Here is a 16,539-nt window from a genome sequence, read left to right as displayed (position 1 = left end):
CGTTCCCGTCCCCGTCGCCGTTCCCCTGGCGCCGACCGCCTCGCTTCCCCGCCTGAGGCCGGTGCGCCCGTGGGTGCTGATGTACCACTCGGTGGCCGAGCACACCGAGGACCCCTACAACATCACCGTCTCGCCCGGCCGGCTGGACCGCCAGTTGCGCTGGCTGCGCCGGCGGGGCCTGCGCGGCGTGGGGGTGGGCGAGCTGCTGCGCGAGCGCGCGGCCGGCCGGGGCGCCGGCCTGGTGGGCCTGACCTTCGACGACGGCTACGCCGACTTCATCGAGGAGGCCGTCCCGCTGCTGCGCCGCCACGGCTGCACCGCGACCGTGTTCGTCCTGCCCGGCCGGCTCGGCGGCAGCAACGAGTGGGACCCGCTCGGCCCCCGCAAGCCGCTGCTGACCGAGGCCGGGATCCGCGCCGCGGTCGGCGCCGGCATGGAGATCGGCTCCCACGGGCTGCTCCACCGCGACCTGACCCGGACCGACGACGAGACCCTGCGCCAGGAGACCGAGGGCAGCCGCGCGCTGGTGGAGGAGATCACCGGCCGCCCGGCGCGGGGCTTCTGCTACCCGTACGGCACGATCGACCACCGCGCGGTGCGGGCCGTGCGCGAGGCGGGCTACGAGTACGGCTGCGCCATCGACCCCGGCCCGCTGACCGGGACGCACGCCCTGCCCCGCGTCCACGTCGGCGAGGAGGACACCGCGCTGCGGCTGTACGCGAAGCGGCTGCTGCACCCGCTGCGCCGCCGCGCCCTGCCCAGCGGGCCCACCACGCCGACCACCGGCACCCCCCTCACCGGGGCCGGACGGTGACCCCGGCACTCCGGGCGCGCCCCGAGGCGGGCACCGGGACGGGGGCGGGCCGATGAGGGTGCTGCACCTGATCACCGGGCTCGGCGCGGGCGGGGCCGAGCAGCAACTGCGGCTGCTCCTGCGCCACCTGCCGCTCTGCTGCGACGTGGTCACCCTCACCAACCCCGGCGCGGTCGCCGAGGGCATCGAGGCCGACGGCACCGCCGTCACCCACCTGGGGATGAACGGCAACCGGGACCTGTCCGCCCTGCCCCGGCTGGTGGACCTGATCCGCGCCGGACGCTACGACGTCGTCCACACCCACCTGTACCGGGCCTGCGTCTACGGCCGGATCGCCGCCCGGATGGCGGGGGTGCGGACCGTGATCGCCACCGAGCACTCCCTGGGCGAGAAGATGATCGAGGGACGTCCGCTCACCCCGGGGGTCCGCGCCCTGTACCTGGCCACCGAGCGCCTGGGCAACGCGACCGTCGCGGTCTCCGCCACCGTCGCCGCCCGGCTGCGGCGCTGGGGCGTGCCCGGCTCCCGCATCCGCCTGGTGCCCAACGGCATCGACGCCGCGCGGTTCCGCTTCGACCCCATCGCGCGGTCGGCCGTGCGGGCGCGGCTGGGGCTGCCCGCCCACGACCTGGTGGTCGGCTGCGTCGGCCGGCTGGTCCCCGGCAAGCGCTTCGACGTCGCCGTGCGGGCCGTCGCCCACCTGCCCGGAGCCCGCCTGCTGCTGGTCGGCGACGGCCCGGAGCGCGTCCGGCTGCGCGAACTGGCCGCCGGGCTCGGCGTGACCGACCGCGTCCTGTTCCTGGGCGAGTGCGGGGGAGCGGTGGCCGCCGGCGAGGGCGACGGCCCGGACATCCCCGGCCTGCTGAGCGCGATGGACGTCTTCGTCTCGCCGTCGGCCGAGGAGTCCTTCGGACTGGCCGTGCTGGAGGCGCTGGCGGCCGGACTGCCCGTGCTCCACGTGACCTGCCCGGCGATCGACGAGCTGCCGCCCGACCACGCCCCCGGGGCGCACCGCGTCGGGCCCGGCGTCCAGGACCTGGTCACCGCCCTGCGGGAGCCGTCCGCGGTGCCCGCGGGGATGCGCCGCGCGCCGGTGTGCGAGGCCGTGCGCCACTACGACGTCGCCCGCAGCGCCGACCGGCTCACGACCCTCTACGAGGAACTCCACCGACGTGCCGTCGCCCGCGCCTCGGCCCGCGTCCCCGCGCCCGCGCCGTCCACGCCCGGAACACCCGCGCGGACGCCCGCACCGACATCCGCACCCACGAAGAGGTGAACCCCGTCTTGACCACGTCGCGCACGACCCGAACCACCGCACCGTCCGGACGCCCCGGCCCGCTGGACCGGCTGCGCTCATGGCGCCCGTGGCGCGGCTCCGCCCTGCCCGCCTGGGGGCCGCCGGCCCTGGGAGCCCTGCTGGGGCTGACCGGCGGGGCGGCGTACGGCCTGTTCGCCACGCCCGAGTACACCGCGACCAGCTACGTCGTCGTGGTGCCCGGAGCGGGCTCGGACTCGGCGACGGCCCTCGGCTTCGCCCAGGCGTACGGCCGCGTCGCCACCGACAGCGCCGTCCTGACCGAGGCGCGGGCGGCGGCGGGGATGTCGGTGGACGAGCTGAGGGCCAGCGTGCGGTCGGCGACCTCCCCGGACGCCCCCATGGTGGAGATCACCGGAATCGCGTCGAGGCCCGACCGCGCCGCCGCCGTCTCCAACGCCGTCGCCAACGCCCTGGCCAGGAGCGGCAATCTGGCCACCGGCAGCACGGGGGTGCAGCTGTCGCTGTTCGCGCCGGCCTTCGACCCCACCGAACCCACCTCGCCCTCCGTACCGCTCTCCGCCGCCGTGGGCCTGTGCGCCGGCGGACTCGTCGGCTCCCTCGTCCGTCTCGCCGCCCCCCGGGGCCGCCGTGAGCCGGAGGTCCCGCAGAGCCCCGGCGTCCCCGCCCCCGCGAGCCACGACGACCGGGACGCCCAACAACCCGCGGCCCCCGCCCCGTCGCCCGGCCGCGTCGCCACGGTGGCCGCGCCGGTCAAGCCCGCGCCCGTCGCCACGGTGGCCGCCCCGACCAAGCCCGCCCCGACCAAGCCCGCCCCGGCCGCCATGGGCACCCCCTCGACCCCCGCCCCGGGGAAGCCGCAGGGAGAGCGCCGCCGGCGCAACCGGCGGTCCGTCCGATGACCACTCGGGCGACCCCGCGGGCACCCGGACCGGCGCACCGGACGGCGGACCCGCCGACGACCGTTGCCCCGACGCACCGCGCGACGGCGTCCGTCCCCCTGCGCGTGACCCTGTGCCGCGATCCCGCGCGCTTCGCCGGCCTGGCCCCGCGGTGGGACGACCTCCACGGCCGCTGCGGTGCCGCCACCCCCTTCCAGCGGCACGCCTGGCTGTACTCGTGGTGGCTGTCCTACGGCGTTCCGGGGCGGCTGAGGCTGGTGCTGGTGCACCGGGCCGGCGAACTGGTCGGCGCCGCCCCGCTGATGCTGGCGTTCCGTCCGCTGCCCGTCCTGGTGCCGCTCGGCGGGGCCATCACCGACTTCTGCGACGTGCTGCTGGACGACTCCTGCGCCGAGGAGGCGGCCGCCGCGCTCGCCCGGGGCCTGCACCGGGCGGCCCGCACCGCCGTGGTCGACCTGCGGGAGGTGCGTCCCGGAGGCCGCGCCGAGCTGCTGTACGACCACTGGCCCGGCCCCCGGCGCAGGCTGACGGACTCGGTGTGCCTGGAACTCCCCGGCCTCCCGGTGGGCGACCTCGTCGCCCGGATGTCCGCCGCCGGCGCCCGCCGGACGCGGGGCAAGCTCCGCCGGCTCGACCGGGCGGGCATCGAGCACCGCGTGGTGCCCGGACGGGAGGTGCCCGCGGCGGTCGCCACGCTGCTCCGGCTGCACGTCCTGCAGTGGCGGGACCGCGGGATCACCCCCGAACACCTCAGGCCGCGGTTCGCCGAGCACCTGATCCGGGCCCTCACCGCGATGGCGGGCGACGGCGCCGCCCGGCTCACCGAGTACCGGATCGACGGCCGGGTCATGGCCGCCAACGTGCTGCTGCTCTCCCCCGGCCTGGTGGGCGGCTACCTCTACGGCGCCCACCCCGACCTGCGCGCGAGGGCCGACATCGCGGTGATGCTGCTGCGGCACGACTCCTCGTACGCGGCGGAGACCGGCCGCGGCGTGCTGAGCCTGCTGCGCGGCACCGAACCGTACAAGTTCCACTGGCGGCCGGAGACCGTCGTCAACCGGCGGCTGCTGCTGGCCCACCCCGCCCTGGAGCCCGCGCTGCGGCTCCACACGGACCTGCGAAGGGCCCGCTCCCGCCTGGCCGAGGAGCTCCGGGGCCGGGATCCGAGCCCGGACGCCTGGTGGCACCGGACGTACCGCCGGTGCGCGAGCCTGGTCGGGGCGTGGTGAGGGCACACCGCGCCCCGGCACCCGGGCCGCCCGCACCCGGGCTAGGACCTCCGCCCCCAGGAGAAGTCGACGCACAGGCGCCGGTCGCCGAACAGTCCCCCGAACCAGCCGCCCAGGTCCACGCAGAACCCCGGGCGTCCGGGCCGGCGCCCGTCGGGGGTCAGCATCTCCCGGAAGACCGCGGAGGACTTCGGGTTCTGCGAACACCGCCACACGCCGTGCGGGCAGTAGTCGCTGATGGTGTGGTAGAGCGGCTTCTGCCGGTCGATCCACTCCAGCATGCGGCGCACGTACTCGGCGTTGTCGCCCCTGCGGAACAGTCCCCACTCGGGATAGGAAATGGGTTTTCCGCGTTCCCTGGCGAAATCCACCTGGTGCTGCAGGCCGAAGGGCTGCTTCACCTGGTCGTCGAAGTCCTCGCCCGGCGGCTGGTCGTAGGAGTCCATTCCGATGATGTCCACCACGTCGTCGCCCGGATAACACTCGGTCCAGCCGATGGCGTCCCTTCCGCGACTGGGCGCGAAATCGAAACGGAATTTCTGACCGGACACCGACCGCATGGTGGCCACGATGCGCCTCCAGTACTCCTTCCAGCCCTGCGGGTCCGGTGCGCAGCGGTGGGTGTAGGTGACGCCGTTCATCTCCCAGCCCAGCACGATCACCGTGTCGGGCACGCCCAGCGCGACGAGGTGCTCGGCCAGGGTGCGGAAGTGGCGGTCGAAGTGGCCGTCGACCCCCCGGCGGATCAGGTGGCGCACCTCGTGGTCGGGGAGCCCCGCCTCGTTGCGCGCCTGCATCGGCACGTTGAGCACGAGCATCCGGTCGGGCTCGGCCCGCCGCCACTCGGCCCAGGGCCGCAGGAAGTCCCGGTTGCCCTCGATGCGCTCCCAGGTGTCGCCCGGCATGTAGGTGTGCCCCACCCGCACGCGCGCGCCGCCGAGCCACCGGCTCAGCTCCGCCGTCCGCCGCACCCCGTCGGAGCCCGCGCCCAGGAAGGCGCCCAGGGCGATGCGGGGGGACACCTTCGGCAGCGGCTTCGCGCCGTCGTCCTGCCACGTGTGGGTCGCGACGGCACCGCCCGCCACGAGCGCTCCGGCGGTGACGGCTCCGACGCAGGCGGTCGTCAGCCGGCGGCGTCGCCGGGGCGCCGTCGGTCTGCGGTGCCGGCCGGACCCGCCCGGCCTGCGGTGTCGATGGGGCATGCGTGCCTCCTTGCTGCGTCGCCGGAAACGGCCTGCCGTTTTTCTCGGCCCCCGCGCCCGTTCCGTTCCGACACTAATCGGAGGATCTGCAGAATGAGCCGCCCGACTGCTTTCCGATAACCCGTTCGCGATTTTCGTCGCTCACTCGGACGAGCCGGGCGACGAAAACCGTGCGCGCTGTCAACGTTAAGAACCCGACAATCGGCGAGACCGCGGACGAGGTCTCCCGAAACACCGTCAGGAAAACCGAGGAAACCGAACCATGTCGCCACCGTTCGACACCGAAGTACCCGTACTGCTGCTACGGCTCGACCGGAACCCCTTCCACCACGGCACGTTGGGGGCCATCAGGTCCCTGGGCCGCGCCGGTGTCGAGGTCCACGCCGTCGTCGACTCCCCGCACTGCCCCATCGGCCGCTCCCGGTACCTGTACCGGGGACACCACCTGCCGACGGACGGCGCGTACGGCACGCACCGCACGGGCGAGACGGCCGTCGCCGACGGGATGTCGGACGACCGGCTGGAGCGGACGCTCCGTCAGATCTCGGACCGCATCGGACGCACCGCCGTGCTGATCCCCATGGACGACATGGGGGCCATCGCCACGGCCCGCCTCGCCGACCGCCTCTCCGGACGCTTCCTGCTGCCCGCCCAACCGCCCGGACTTCCGGAGCGGGTGGCCGACAAGGCGGAACTCGCCGAACTCTGCGCGCGCTTGGACGTTCCGCACCCGACGACCGTGGTGCCGCGCGGCGCCGCGGAAGCGGCCGCCGCCGCCGAGGAGTTGGGGTTCCCCCTGATCGCCAAGTGGAGCCGCCCCTGGCTGCTGCCCCACGGCAGCGGACTGCGCAGCACCACCGTGGTCGGCGCGGCCGAGGAGGCGCGCGCCCTGTACGCGCGCAGCGGTGAGGCGGGCAGTCCGCTGCTGCTCCAGCGCCTCGTCCCCGGCGGCCGGGGAACCGACTGGTTCTTCCACGGCTGTTTCGGCGAGGGGGCGGCCTGCCTGATCGGCGGCGCCGGACGCAAGGACCACTCCTGGCCGGTGCGCGCCGGGCTGACGGCCGTCGGCCGGTGGCTGCCGAACCCCGATGTCGAGGCGGCGGCCCACCGGTTGGCCGAGCACCTGGACTACCGGGGCATCCTCGACCTGGACTTCCGGTTCGACCCCGCCACCGGCACCTACCAACTGCTGGACTTCAACCCCCGCCCCGGCGCGCAGTTCAGGCTGTTCACCGACCGGGCGGGACTGGACGTCGTCCGGGCCCTGCACCTGGACCTCACCGGACGCACCGTCACCCCGTCCGCGCCCGTGCCGGGCCGTGTCTTCGTCGCGGAGAACTACGCCCTGCTCTCCTCCCTGGTGACACTGCCCACCACGGCCCGGCCGTTCGCCGCCCGGCGCGGCCGGACGTCCTCGGAGTCGGGCGGCCGGCGGGAGACGGAGACCGCCTGGTTCGCCACCGACGACCCGGCCCCCTTCCTCGCCATGACCACCACCTGGTTGGGACAGGGCGGACGGAAGGCCCTGCGGCGGACGCGGCGGCGCGTCCTGGGGCCGCCCCGGCAGCGGCGCTCCGAGCCGGCGCCCGGGGGAGCCGCGCGGCCGGAACGCTCCGGTGCCCACCAACACGCCGGAGACAACGGCACGACACCCTCACGACGATGAGAGAGCGGGAACCAACCATGTACGACCTGGTAGTGGTGGGCGCGGGCCCCTACGGACTGTCGATCGCGGCCCACGCGGCGGCGGCCGGGCTCCACCTGCGCACGTTCGGCCGCCCGATGGCCTCCTGGCGCGACCACATGCCCGAAGGGATGTTCCTCAAGTCCGAACCCTGGTCCTCCAACCTGTCCGACCCCGCCGGCGAGCACACCCTGGCCGCCTACTGCGCCACGCGGGGCCTGAGCGCCGAGCACGGCAAACCGCTGCCGATCGGCGTCTTCACCGACTACGGCCTGTGGTTCGGGGAGCGCACCGTGCCGCGGGTCGAGGAGGACACGGTCACCTCCGTACGCCCCCAGGCGGACGGCTTCCTGGTGGAGACCGAGAAGGGCGAGACGATCACGACCCGGACCGTGGCCCTGGCGATCGGCGTGATGCCCTTCGTCCACCGTCCGGAGGCCCTGCGGGCGCTGCCCCGCGAACTGGCCTCGCACAGCAGCCACCACCGGGACCTGGCCGGGTTCCGGAACCGGGACGTGACGGTGATCGGCGCCGGGCAGGCGGCCCTGGAGACGGCCGCGCTGCTGGCCGAGTGCGGCGCCCACCCCCGGGTGGTGGCCCGCGCCGACCACGTCAACTGGAACACCCCGCCGCAGCCCCTGGAGCGCTCCCCGCTGCGCTCCCTGCTCGACCCGCACTGCGGACTGGGGACCGGCTGGCCGAGCTGGGTGTGGTCCGAGGCCCCCTGGGCGGTCCGCCGGCTGCCCGGCGCCCTGCGGGCCAGGATCGCGGCCACGGCCCTGGGCCCGGCCGGCGCCTGGTGGCTGCGCGAGCGCGTCGAGAGCAAGATCCCCGTGCTGCTCGGGCAGCGGCTGCGGGCGGCCATCCCGGCGGGCGGGGGAGTGCGGTTGACGCTGGACACCGCCGCCGGGACGAGCACCACGCTGGACACCGACCACGTGGTGGCCGCCACCGGCTTCGTCCCGGACATCGGGCGGCTGAGCCTGCTGGACCCGCTGGTGCGCAACCGCCTGCGGCTGGCGGGGACCAGCCGGGCGCCGGAGGTGGACGGCCGCTTCGAGTCCTCCGTGCCGGGGCTGTTCTTCGCCGGGCTGCTCACGGCCCCGTCGTTCGGCCCCTCCATGCGGTTCGTCTACGGGGCCGCCTTCACGGCGGAGCGACTGGTGCGCGGCGTACGGCGGCGCGTGAGCGGCCGACGTCCCACCGCGGTGCCCGGCACCCGGCCCTCCTCCCGTCCCCGGGTCACCGCCTCCCTGGGCTGATCCGCCGACCCGACCCCGACCGCCGTCCCGGCCCACCCGGCCCCCCCTCGATCCCCCGCCGACCCCGACTTCCGACCCCCACCCCGAACCCGGCCCCGTTCCCGGCGGCCCGGCGCTCTCGTGCCGGCCGGTCGCCGCGGGACGGGGCCGGCCCGTGCGGAACAGCCGTTCGTCCTGTCACACGTCTTGACGCCGCCTGCCGTGCCCCCCACGATGCATGGGAGCGCTCCCACTATCGTGTCGGGGCGCCGCCCCGCATGCCGTCGCGTCGTCCCCATCCGTTTCACCCCCCGCCGGAAGGACCGAACTGTGACACCACTTCCGCCCCGCCAGCCCCACGCGTCGGGCCGCCCACGCCGCGGCGGACGCCGCGTCCTGGGCGCGCTGGCCGCCGCCGGACTGCTGGCCGGTGTCCTCACCGCGCCCGCCGTCGCGGCCGAGGCCGCCGACGGGCCCGAACTCATAACCAACGGCGACTTCTCGGCAGGCACCACCGGCTGGTGGTGGACGGAGAACAGCCCCGGCAAGATCGTGGACGGACGCCTGTGCGCCGACGTGCCCGCCGGCACGGAGAACCCGTGGGACGCCATCGTCGGGCAGAACGACATCCCCCTCACCGCGGGCGAGGGCTACGAGCTGAGCTTCACCGCGAGCGCCACCGCGCCCATCACCATCCGCACCAACGTGCAGATGGCCGCCGAGCCCTGGACCACGGAGCACTCCTCGGCCGACCAGGTGGGGACGGAGGCCCGGACCGTCACCCACGTCTTCACCGCCAAGGCCGACCACGAGGCCGCCCAGCTCGCCTTCCAGATCGGCGGCAGCGACGAGGCGTACACCTTCTGCGTGGACGACGTCTCGCTCACCGGCGGCGCCGAGCCGCCCGTGTACGAGCCCGACACCGGGTCGCCCGTCCGGGTCAACCAGGTCGGCTACCTCACCGAGGGACCCAAGAGCGGCACCTTCGTCACCGACAAGACCAGCCCCCTGACCTGGACCCTCAAGGACGCGTCCGGCGCCACGCAGGCGACCGGCACCACCACTCCCAAGGGCGTCGACCCGACCTCCCGGCAGCACGTCCACACCTTCGACTTCGGCGACTTCACCGAGGCCGGCGAGGGCTACACCGTCACCATCGACGGCGAGACCAGCGAGCCCTTCGACATCGGCGACGACCTGTACGGGTCGCTCCGCTCGGACGCGCTCGCGTACTTCTACCACAACCGCAGCGGCATCGAGATCGACGCCGACCTCGTCGGCGAGAAGTACGCGCGCCCGGCCGGCCACGTGGGCGTGGCGCCCAACCAGGGCGACACGAAGGTCCCGTGCCAGCCGGGGGTGTGCGACTACACCCTCGACGTCTCCGGCGGCTGGTACGACGCCGGCGACCACGGCAAGTACGTCGTCAACGGCGGCATCTCCGTCGCCCAGGTGATGTCCACCTACGAGCGCACCCTCACCGCCGAGGACGCCGACGGCGAGAAGCTCGGCGACGGAAAGCTGCGGGTGCCCGAGCGCGGCAACGGCGTCCCGGACGTCCTGGACGAGGCCCGCTGGCAGATGGACTTCATGATGAAGATGATGGTGCCCGCGGGCGAGGAGTTCGCCGGCATGGCGCACCACAAGATCCACGACAAGGCGTGGACCGGCCTGCCGATGCGCCCCGACCAGGACCCGCAGCCGCGCGAACTGCACCCGCCGTCCACCGCCGCCACCCTGAACGTGGCCGCCACCGCCGCCCAGTGCGCCCGCCTGTTCAAGCCCCACGACGCGGCCTTCGCCGACCGGTGCCTGAAGGCCGCCGAGACCGCCTGGGCCGCCGCCAAGAAGTACCCGAACAAGCTCGCCGACCCCAACGACGGCACCGGCGGCGGAGCCTACAGCGACGACAACGTCGGCGACGAGTTCTACTGGGCCGCCGCCGAGCTGTTCATCACCACCGGCAAGGACACCTACCGCCAGGAGGTCCTGAACTCCCCGCTGCACGGCGACGCCGAGGCCGTCTTCCCGCGCGGCGGCCTCTCCTGGGGCTCCACCGCCGGCCTGGGCGCCCTGAGCCTGGCCACCGTGCCCAACAAGCTCACCGAGGCCCAGCTCAAGGCCGTGCGCGAGCTGGTCACCGAGGCCGCCGACGGCTACGCCGCCGACTCCCGCGGCGCCGCCTACGGCGTGCCCTACGCCCCGGAGAACAACCACTACGTGTGGGGCTCCAACAGCCAGGTCCTCAACAACATGGTGGTCCTCGCCACCGCGCACGACCTGACCGGCGAGGGCGTCTACCGCGACGCGGTGCTGCGCGGCCTGGACTACCTGCTGGGCCGCAACCCGCTCAACCAGTCCTACGTCACCGGCTACGGCGAGCGGGACTCCCGCAACCAGCACCACCGGTTCTGGGCCCACCAGCTCGACCCCGACCTGCCCAACCCCGCGCCGGGCTCGGTCGCCGGCGGCCCGAACGTCGACATCCAGGACCCGGTCGCCCAGGAGAAGCTCAAGGGCTGCGCCCCGGCGATGTGCTACATCGACGACATCGAGTCCTGGGCCACCAACGAGATCACCATCAACTGGAACGCCCCGCTGGCCTGGATCGCCTCCTACGTGGACGACCTCGGTCCCGGCGGCGGCGAGGACCCCGGAGAGCCGGGCGAGACCCCGTCCTGCGAGGTCACCTACACCTCGCACCGCTGGAACAACGGTTTCACCAGCAACGTGGCGGTGAAGAACACCGGCACCGTCACGCTCAGCGGCTGGGAGCTGACCTGGTCCTTCGCGGACGACCAGAAGATCACCCAGGCGTGGAACGCCCAGATCACCCAGACGGGGCGGAACGTCGTCGCCAAGCCCGTCCAGTGGAACGGCACCATCCCGACGGGCGGCACGGTGAGCTTCGGCTTCAACGGCACCGCCGGGAGCCAGGCGGCGAACCCCACCGCCATCTCGCTCAACGGCAAGGCGTGCACCGTCAAGTAGTCCGACACACCGCCGGCGCCACCCGCACCACCGGCGCCATCCGACAGGAGGGCCGGGCACCCCGCACGGGGCGCCCGGCCCTCCCGCCGCTTCCCACCCGACCCGGTGATGCACCGCGCATGCCCTCCCACGTGCGGGTACGCGTCCAGCCATGGGAAGCGAGGATCGCGAAACGGGTTCGGCCACACGCCACCACCACCTGCGCAGGGCCATCAGGCGGCGCCGGAACCCGCCGCTGCGCCGCAGCGACATCACCGTCACCGAGGAGGGACTCGTTCGGCGCGCGGTGAAGGCGGCAGCTCTCGGCAACGCCATGGAGTGGTACGACTTCGGCATCTACGCCTACCTCGCCGTCACCCTCGGTGAGGTGTTCTTCCCCGGCGGCGACGACACCGCCCAGCTGTTGTCGTCCTTCGCCGCGTTCGCCGTGGCCTTCCTGGTGCGGCCGCTCGGCGGTCTGTTCTTCGGGCCGCTGGGAGACCGGGTGGGCCGCCGGCAGATCCTGGCGCTGACCATGATCCTGATGGCGTTGGGCACCTTCTGCATCGGCCTCATCCCGAGCTACGACACCATCGGCCTGTGGGCCCCGCTGCTGCTGTTGTTCTTCCGGCTGGTGCAGGGCTTCTCCACCGGCGGCGAGTACGGCGGCGCCGCCACCTTCATCGCCGAGTACGCCCCCGACAAGAAGCGCGGCTTCTACGGCAGCTTCCTGGAGTTCGGCACCCTGGGCGGCTACATCGCCGCCGCGGGCCTGGTCACCGTGCTGGAGCTGGTGCTCAGCGACGCCGACATGACGAGTTGGGGCTGGCGCATCCCCTTCCTCACCGCCGGCCCGCTCGGCGCGGTCGGCATCTACCTGAGGCTGAAGCTGGAGGAGACCCCGGCCTTCCAGAAGGAGATCGAGAAGCACGCCACCGGCCCCGAGCCCGCGGGCGTCGAGCCGGCGACGGAGAGCGTGCCGAAGCGGACGGTGAAGCGGATCTTCGCGGAGCAGTGGCGGATGCTGCTGCTGTGCGTCGGACTGGTCGCCGCGTACAACATCACCAACTACATGCTGCTGACGTACATGCCGACCTACCTCACCGACCAGCTCGGCTACAGCGAGGCCCGCGGGCTGCTGGCCCTGCTGGGCACCATGGTCGTGATGATGGCCGTCATCAACCAGGTCGGCCGGCTCAACGACCGCTACGGCCGCAAGCCGCTGCTGATGACCGGCATGCTCGGCTACCTGCTGTTCTCCCTGCCGGCCGTCCTGCTGGTCCAACAGGGGGGCCTGATCGCGGTGGCCACCGGCATGGGCCTGCTCGGTCTGTCGCTGGTGTGCCTGCTGGGCACCATGTCGGCCTCCCTCCCGGCCATGTTCCCCACGCCCGTGCGCTACGGCTCGCTGGCGATCGCCTACAACGTGTCCACCTCGCTCTTCGGCGGCACCACGCCTCTGGTGATCACCGCGCTGATCGACTGGACGGGCAGCGACCTGATGCCCGCCTACTACACGATGGCCGCCGCGTTCGTCGGAGTCGTCGCGGTCGCGCTGATGAAGGAGACGGCCCGCAGGCCGCTGGAGGGCTCCCCGCCCTCGGTGGCCACCCACGAGGAGGCGCGCAGGCTGGCCGCCGAGCAGCACGACCGCAGGCCCCCGTTCTGACGACGTACCGGTCCCGGCCCCGCCCGGCTCAGTCCGCGGAGGCGGGCCGGGTGCCGACGACGACGGTGGCGTCCCACTCCTCGGAGGCGATCACCCGCGGCACCAGCCCGGCGCGGGTGACCGCCTCCACCGTCAGCGGCGCCTGGCGTCCGCTCGTCTCCACCAGCAGCGAGCCGCCCGGCGCCAGCCACTCCGGCGCCCCGGCGATCACCCGCCGCTGCACCTCCAGACCGTCCGCGCCGCCGTCGAGGGCGACCCGAGGCTCGTGGACGCGGGCCTCCGCGGGCAGCAGCCCGATCTCCCCGGTGGGCACGTAGGGCGCGTTGGCCGGCAGGACGTCGACCCGGCCGCGCAGCGCCGCGGGCAGCGGCCCGTACAGGTCGCCCCGGTACACCCGGCCGCCGAAGGGGGCGACGTTGCGGCGGGCACAGCGCACCGCGGCCGGGTCGACGTCGACGGCGTGCAGTTCGACGGGCACCCCGTGCTCCGTCAGGGCGGCGGCCAGCGCGGCACCCAACGCCCCCGAACCGCAGCACAGGTCGAGGACGGTCACGGGCCGGCCCGCGGCCCGACGGGCGAGGCCGGCGGCCTGCCGGACGAGGAACTCGGTGCGACGCCGGGGTACGAACACCCCGGCGTCCACGGCGATCCGCAGCCCGTGGAACTCCGCCCAGCCCAGGACGTGCTCCAGGGGCAGTCCGGCGACCCGCCGGTCCACCATGGCGGCGAGCTCGTCCGGCGTCCGGGCGGTGGAGAGCAGCAGACGTGCCTCGTCGTCGGCGAAGACGCAGCCGGAGGCCCGGAGCCTGGCGGCGACATCGGACGGGGACGGGCAAGAGGAAGGAGAAGGGGAGGAAGAAGAGGAGGGGGAAAGCGACACAGGAGCCTCTCGGGATACCGGAGGGGCGCTCTCTCCCGGCCGCCTACGCGACGGGAACCGCGACGACACGAGGCGAGAGCACCCGGCCTGACCTGGCGTTGATGGGTCTCACCTCCCGCGGACGTCTGCTGTCGAGGTGCCCACACACTACCCGATCGGGACGGGCGAGAGGACGTGGCGAGGGCGAGGCGACGACGGGGCGAGCACGCCGTGCGGGCCGGGAGCCGGAGGCGGCGGGCCCCGGGTGACCCTTCGCCGCACTCGCCGGACGCGGCCGAGCGAACCCAGGAGGCGGGGACGAGGGCGACCGTCGTGTCCCAGCGGCGAGGAACCCCGTCACCCGCCCGAAGGACATGACGCCCGGTGCGCACACTCGGCCTCGGAATTCTGACCCGTGTCGGCGTCGGCGAGGCCGGCCGGACCGACTCCCCGGCGCTCGACCGGCGGCGCGGCATCGCCGTCCAGCCCGCCGTGGTGCCGTTCGCGATCGTGGAACGGGTGCTGCACGTGCTCGACGGCGCCGTGCCGGTGGTCTCCGCCGTCGAGGGCGTGCGGGCGCGGACCCCGCGCGCCGATGCGGATGCCGCGACGCCCGCGCATCCGGGGTTCCTCGGCCCGGCGATCACCGACGCGGGCATCGGGGAACCGCGGCCCGCGACCGGAGGGGACGCCGACGGCCCGGTGTCCGGAACCGTCTTCACGACCGAACGTGACCCGGCCGGGGAACGGACCGCTTACGTCCACACCCCCCGCACCTGGACCGACGCCCTCGGTACCAGAACGTGTTCGAGAAGTGCCGGGCTTGATGTCCTCGAGGGGCCGGGCTCGTTGACGGGCGGCGGACTTGCCGCGGATCTTGCCGCTACCGTGCCCGAATGTTTCTTTGGGCGAACGCCCCCTGCGGCAGCCGTCAGTCGAGCTGCTCGGCCAGCGCCACGATGATGCCCTCGGGGCCGCGGACGTAACAGAGCCGATAGCCGTCCTCGTACTGCTCCAGTCCGCCGATGAGTTCGGCGCCGTGGGTGTGCAGGCGGGCAAGGACGTCCTCGATGCCTTCGACGGCGAACATGATGCTGCGCAGGCCCAACGTGTTCGCCGGCGCGTTCTCCGGCTCGGAGCCGACCGCCCTCGGCGTATGGAATTTCGTCAGCTCAAGCCGGCCGTGACCGTCCGGGGTCCGCATCATCGCGATGTCGACTCGGACGTCGTCGAGCCCGACGACACGGTCCACCCAACGTCCCTCGACTGGTGCCTCGCCCTCCAACTCCATGCCGAGTTCGGCAAAGAACGCCGTGGCAGCCTCAAGGTCGTCGACAACGATGCCGACGTGATCCATCCGCTGAATCGCCATATTCCCGATCATAGGGGTCGAATGTCGCACCGGCGTCGTTGCAAGATCCAGGGGTGCGACACGGGCAAGAAGGTCGACGACCGTGAGCGGTTCGGCATCACCGACACCCTCGGGTCGCTGCTGGGGCGTATGTGTGGTGGCCGCATCAGTCCGGGAGCGCGACGGCGTCGAGCCCACGCTGCTGTCGGCGCACCCTGCGCACCACCCCGCACATCGCGCGCAGAACACCCGGTCGGAAGGGGGCGCAGTGATCCCGCGCCGATGGGTGGCGGAGAGGTCCTGGCGTGGCCGGCCGCTCGCCACCGGCGAAGACTCTCCCGCTCTCCGGCTCCTCACCCGAGCCCCGCCCCGCGCGTCGTCACCGGTCCGACTCGAGCAGGTTCGAGACCTCGAACGCGGATTGAGAAGTCGTCTCACCCGGCTCCGCGATCCTGGGGCGTGACGATTGTGGAGCGGTTGGTCCCGGACGGGTGCTGTCCGCACAGGCCGATCCTGACGCGGTGTCTGCGCCGCTCCACGGCTCCGGACTCGTGCCCTCGCTACGGTTTGGTCCACACGTTGCCCCCGACCAAGGAGATCAGTGGGTGTCCGATCTGGACTTCTACGCCCACGTCGCCACGTCCTGCGACGTCCTCGGGATCGGAATCGGATCCGGGCCCGACGCATGGGAGGCCACAGTGGGGCCGGACTACCTCGACGATCCCGGTCAGGGGCTGCTGCGCCGGGACTACGGGCTGGTCGAACTCTCCTTCTCGGACGCCGACGGGCCCATGACCTGCTTCGGGATCAGTGTGCAGGTCCACCGGTTGGTCCACGGCCACTGTGTGCCGCCGTCCCTGGTACGCGAGTACGGAGAGTTCACGCCCCGCGTCCGGTTTGAGGAAGTGCGGTCCGTGATCCTTTCTCTGGGGTGCACGGTCGAGCCCGACGACCTCTCGGGGGACGTCCACCGCTATCGCGTGCCCGAGTCCGGCGCCCGCGTCTTCGTCATCGACGACCCCGACCCTTACGGGGACGACGGCCACGGTGTCGACGACCCAGAGGCCCATCAAGCGGGCGACATATGGGCGTTGAGCGTGTCCCCGGCCTGGTGGGGGCGGTACCGGGGACAGATCCTTCCCTCAGCCAAAGCCCGATCGCGGCGAGAGTGACGGTGCCCTGGACGACACGGGCTCTCTTGCCGTACCTGATGGCCACGGCCCGGAAGCCCTCGAGCGCGTTGACGGTCCGCTCCGCCTCGTTTCTGAGGGCATATCAGGATCGGTCGAAACCGGTGGGCGGGTCGCCGAACAGCCCCTCGGCCTCGTGCCCGAGGAGGACT

At 73.5% G+C, this 16,539-nt stretch carries 12 protein-coding genes and 2 pseudogenes; 10 read left to right on the top strand and 4 right to left on the bottom strand.

Going from position 1 to position 16,539, the window contains the following annotated elements; all coding sequences use genetic code 11:
* The first annotated feature begins 79 nt into the window (after nt 1-79).
* The 4 genes from ABD335_RS01465 (at nt 80) to ABD335_RS01450 (ending at nt 4,221) form a co-directional block, all read left to right on the top strand.
* Complete coding sequence (locus ABD335_RS01465; protein WP_344320290.1) at nt 80-814, top strand: polysaccharide deacetylase family protein; 735 nt, start codon at nt 80-82, stop codon at nt 812-814.
* A 52-nt stretch (nt 815-866) separates the two neighbouring features.
* Entirely contained in the window at nt 867-2,090 is a 1,224-nt protein-coding gene (locus ABD335_RS01460) for a glycosyltransferase (RefSeq protein ID WP_344320135.1), read from the top strand.
* An 8-nt stretch (nt 2,091-2,098) separates the two neighbouring features.
* Nucleotides 2,099-2,992, top strand: a complete 894-nt coding sequence (locus tag ABD335_RS01455) for a YveK family protein (protein ID WP_344320134.1) — start codon at nt 2,099-2,101, stop codon at nt 2,990-2,992.
* Between the two features lie 104 nt (nt 2,993-3,096).
* The gene (locus ABD335_RS01450; RefSeq protein WP_425583516.1) at nt 3,097-4,221 is read left to right on the top strand and encodes a GNAT family N-acetyltransferase; all 1,125 of its coding nucleotides are present in this window, start codon (nt 3,097-3,099) and stop codon (nt 4,219-4,221) included.
* 41 nt (nt 4,222-4,262) lie between these two features.
* On the opposite strand, the gene ABD335_RS01445 is transcribed toward ABD335_RS01450, so the two are convergent.
* Entirely contained in the window at nt 4,263-5,423 is a 1,161-nt protein-coding gene (locus ABD335_RS01445; protein ID WP_344320133.1) for a glycoside hydrolase family 26 protein, read from the bottom strand.
* A 262-nt stretch (nt 5,424-5,685) separates the two neighbouring features.
* Between ABD335_RS01445 and ABD335_RS01440 the strand changes: the two genes are divergently transcribed.
* From ABD335_RS01440 to proP, 4 genes are all read left to right on the top strand, one after another.
* On the top strand, nt 5,686-7,089 hold the full coding sequence (locus tag ABD335_RS01440) for a carboxylate--amine ligase (protein WP_344320132.1): 1,404 nt from the start codon (nt 5,686-5,688) through the stop codon (nt 7,087-7,089).
* A 17-nt stretch (nt 7,090-7,106) separates the two neighbouring features.
* Nucleotides 7,107-8,369: an NAD(P)-binding domain-containing protein gene (locus ABD335_RS01435; RefSeq protein WP_344320131.1), complete on the top strand. Its 1,263-nt coding sequence runs from the start codon at nt 7,107-7,109 to the stop codon at nt 8,367-8,369.
* A gap of 375 nt (nt 8,370-8,744) precedes the next feature.
* Nucleotides 8,745-11,339, top strand: coding sequence for a glycoside hydrolase family 9 protein (locus tag ABD335_RS01430; protein WP_425583525.1), 2,595 nt, complete (start codon nt 8,745-8,747; stop codon nt 11,337-11,339).
* Between the two features lie 151 nt (nt 11,340-11,490).
* The gene (proP, locus tag ABD335_RS01425; protein ID WP_344320130.1) at nt 11,491-12,987 is read left to right on the top strand and encodes a glycine betaine/L-proline transporter ProP; all 1,497 of its coding nucleotides are present in this window, start codon (nt 11,491-11,493) and stop codon (nt 12,985-12,987) included.
* Nucleotides 12,988-13,015: 28 nt separating this feature from the next.
* Here proP and ABD335_RS01420 read toward each other — a convergent pair whose 3' ends face one another.
* Nucleotides 13,016-13,867, bottom strand: coding sequence for a putative protein N(5)-glutamine methyltransferase (locus ABD335_RS01420; protein WP_344320129.1), 852 nt, complete (start codon nt 13,865-13,867; stop codon nt 13,016-13,018).
* A 363-nt stretch (nt 13,868-14,230) separates the two neighbouring features.
* Here ABD335_RS01420 and ABD335_RS30715 point away from each other — a divergent pair.
* Nucleotides 14,231-14,431 (top strand): annotated as a pseudogene (locus tag ABD335_RS30715) (GTP-binding protein); the annotation flags it as partial.
* Nucleotides 14,432-14,777: 346 nt separating this feature from the next.
* Here ABD335_RS30715 and ABD335_RS01410 read toward each other — a convergent pair.
* Nucleotides 14,778-15,218 (bottom strand): VOC family protein, encoded by a 441-nt coding sequence (locus ABD335_RS01410; protein ID WP_344320128.1) that lies wholly within the window; start codon nt 15,216-15,218, stop codon nt 14,778-14,780.
* Between the two features lie 584 nt (nt 15,219-15,802).
* Between ABD335_RS01410 and ABD335_RS01405 the strand changes: the two genes are divergently transcribed.
* Nucleotides 15,803-16,369: a hypothetical protein gene (locus ABD335_RS01405; protein WP_344320127.1), complete on the top strand. Its 567-nt coding sequence runs from the start codon at nt 15,803-15,805 to the stop codon at nt 16,367-16,369.
* On the opposite strand, the pseudogene ABD335_RS01400 reads toward ABD335_RS01405, so the two are convergent.
* A pseudogene (locus tag ABD335_RS01400) lies at nt 16,338-16,514 on the bottom strand (IS5/IS1182 family transposase); the annotation flags it as partial. The gene ABD335_RS01405 and the pseudogene ABD335_RS01400 sit on opposite strands and share 32 nt — an antisense overlap.
* Between the last annotated feature and the right edge of the window lie 25 nt (nt 16,515-16,539).

Origin of the sequence: Streptomyces macrosporus, from assembly GCF_039533145.1 — a bacterium.
Classification (GTDB): domain Bacteria; phylum Actinomycetota; class Actinomycetes; order Streptomycetales; family Streptomycetaceae; genus Streptomyces; species Streptomyces macrosporus.
Note: the sequence above shows the minus strand (reverse complement) of the source record. Positions and strands in the feature narration are given on the sequence as shown.

What these genes read in the sequence shown, in the direction of transcription:
- ABD335_RS01445 (WP_344320133.1), bottom strand. Translation starts at nt 5,423, where the DNA reads ATGCCCCATCGACACCGCAGGCCGGGCGGGTCCGGCCGGCACCGCAGA.
- ABD335_RS01435 (WP_344320131.1), top strand. Translation starts at nt 7,107, where the DNA reads ATGTACGACCTGGTAGTGGTGGGCGCGGGCCCCTACGGACTGTCGATC.
- ABD335_RS01440 (WP_344320132.1), top strand. Translation starts at nt 5,686, where the DNA reads ATGTCGCCACCGTTCGACACCGAAGTACCCGTACTGCTGCTACGGCTC.
- ABD335_RS01410 (WP_344320128.1), bottom strand. Translation starts at nt 15,218, where the DNA reads ATGGCGATTCAGCGGATGGATCACGTCGGCATCGTTGTCGACGACCTT.
- ABD335_RS01460 (WP_344320135.1), top strand. Translation starts at nt 867, where the DNA reads ATGAGGGTGCTGCACCTGATCACCGGGCTCGGCGCGGGCGGGGCCGAG.
- proP (WP_344320130.1), top strand. Translation starts at nt 11,491, where the DNA reads ATGGGAAGCGAGGATCGCGAAACGGGTTCGGCCACACGCCACCACCAC.
- ABD335_RS01465 (WP_344320290.1), top strand. Translation starts at nt 80, where the DNA reads ATGTACCACTCGGTGGCCGAGCACACCGAGGACCCCTACAACATCACC.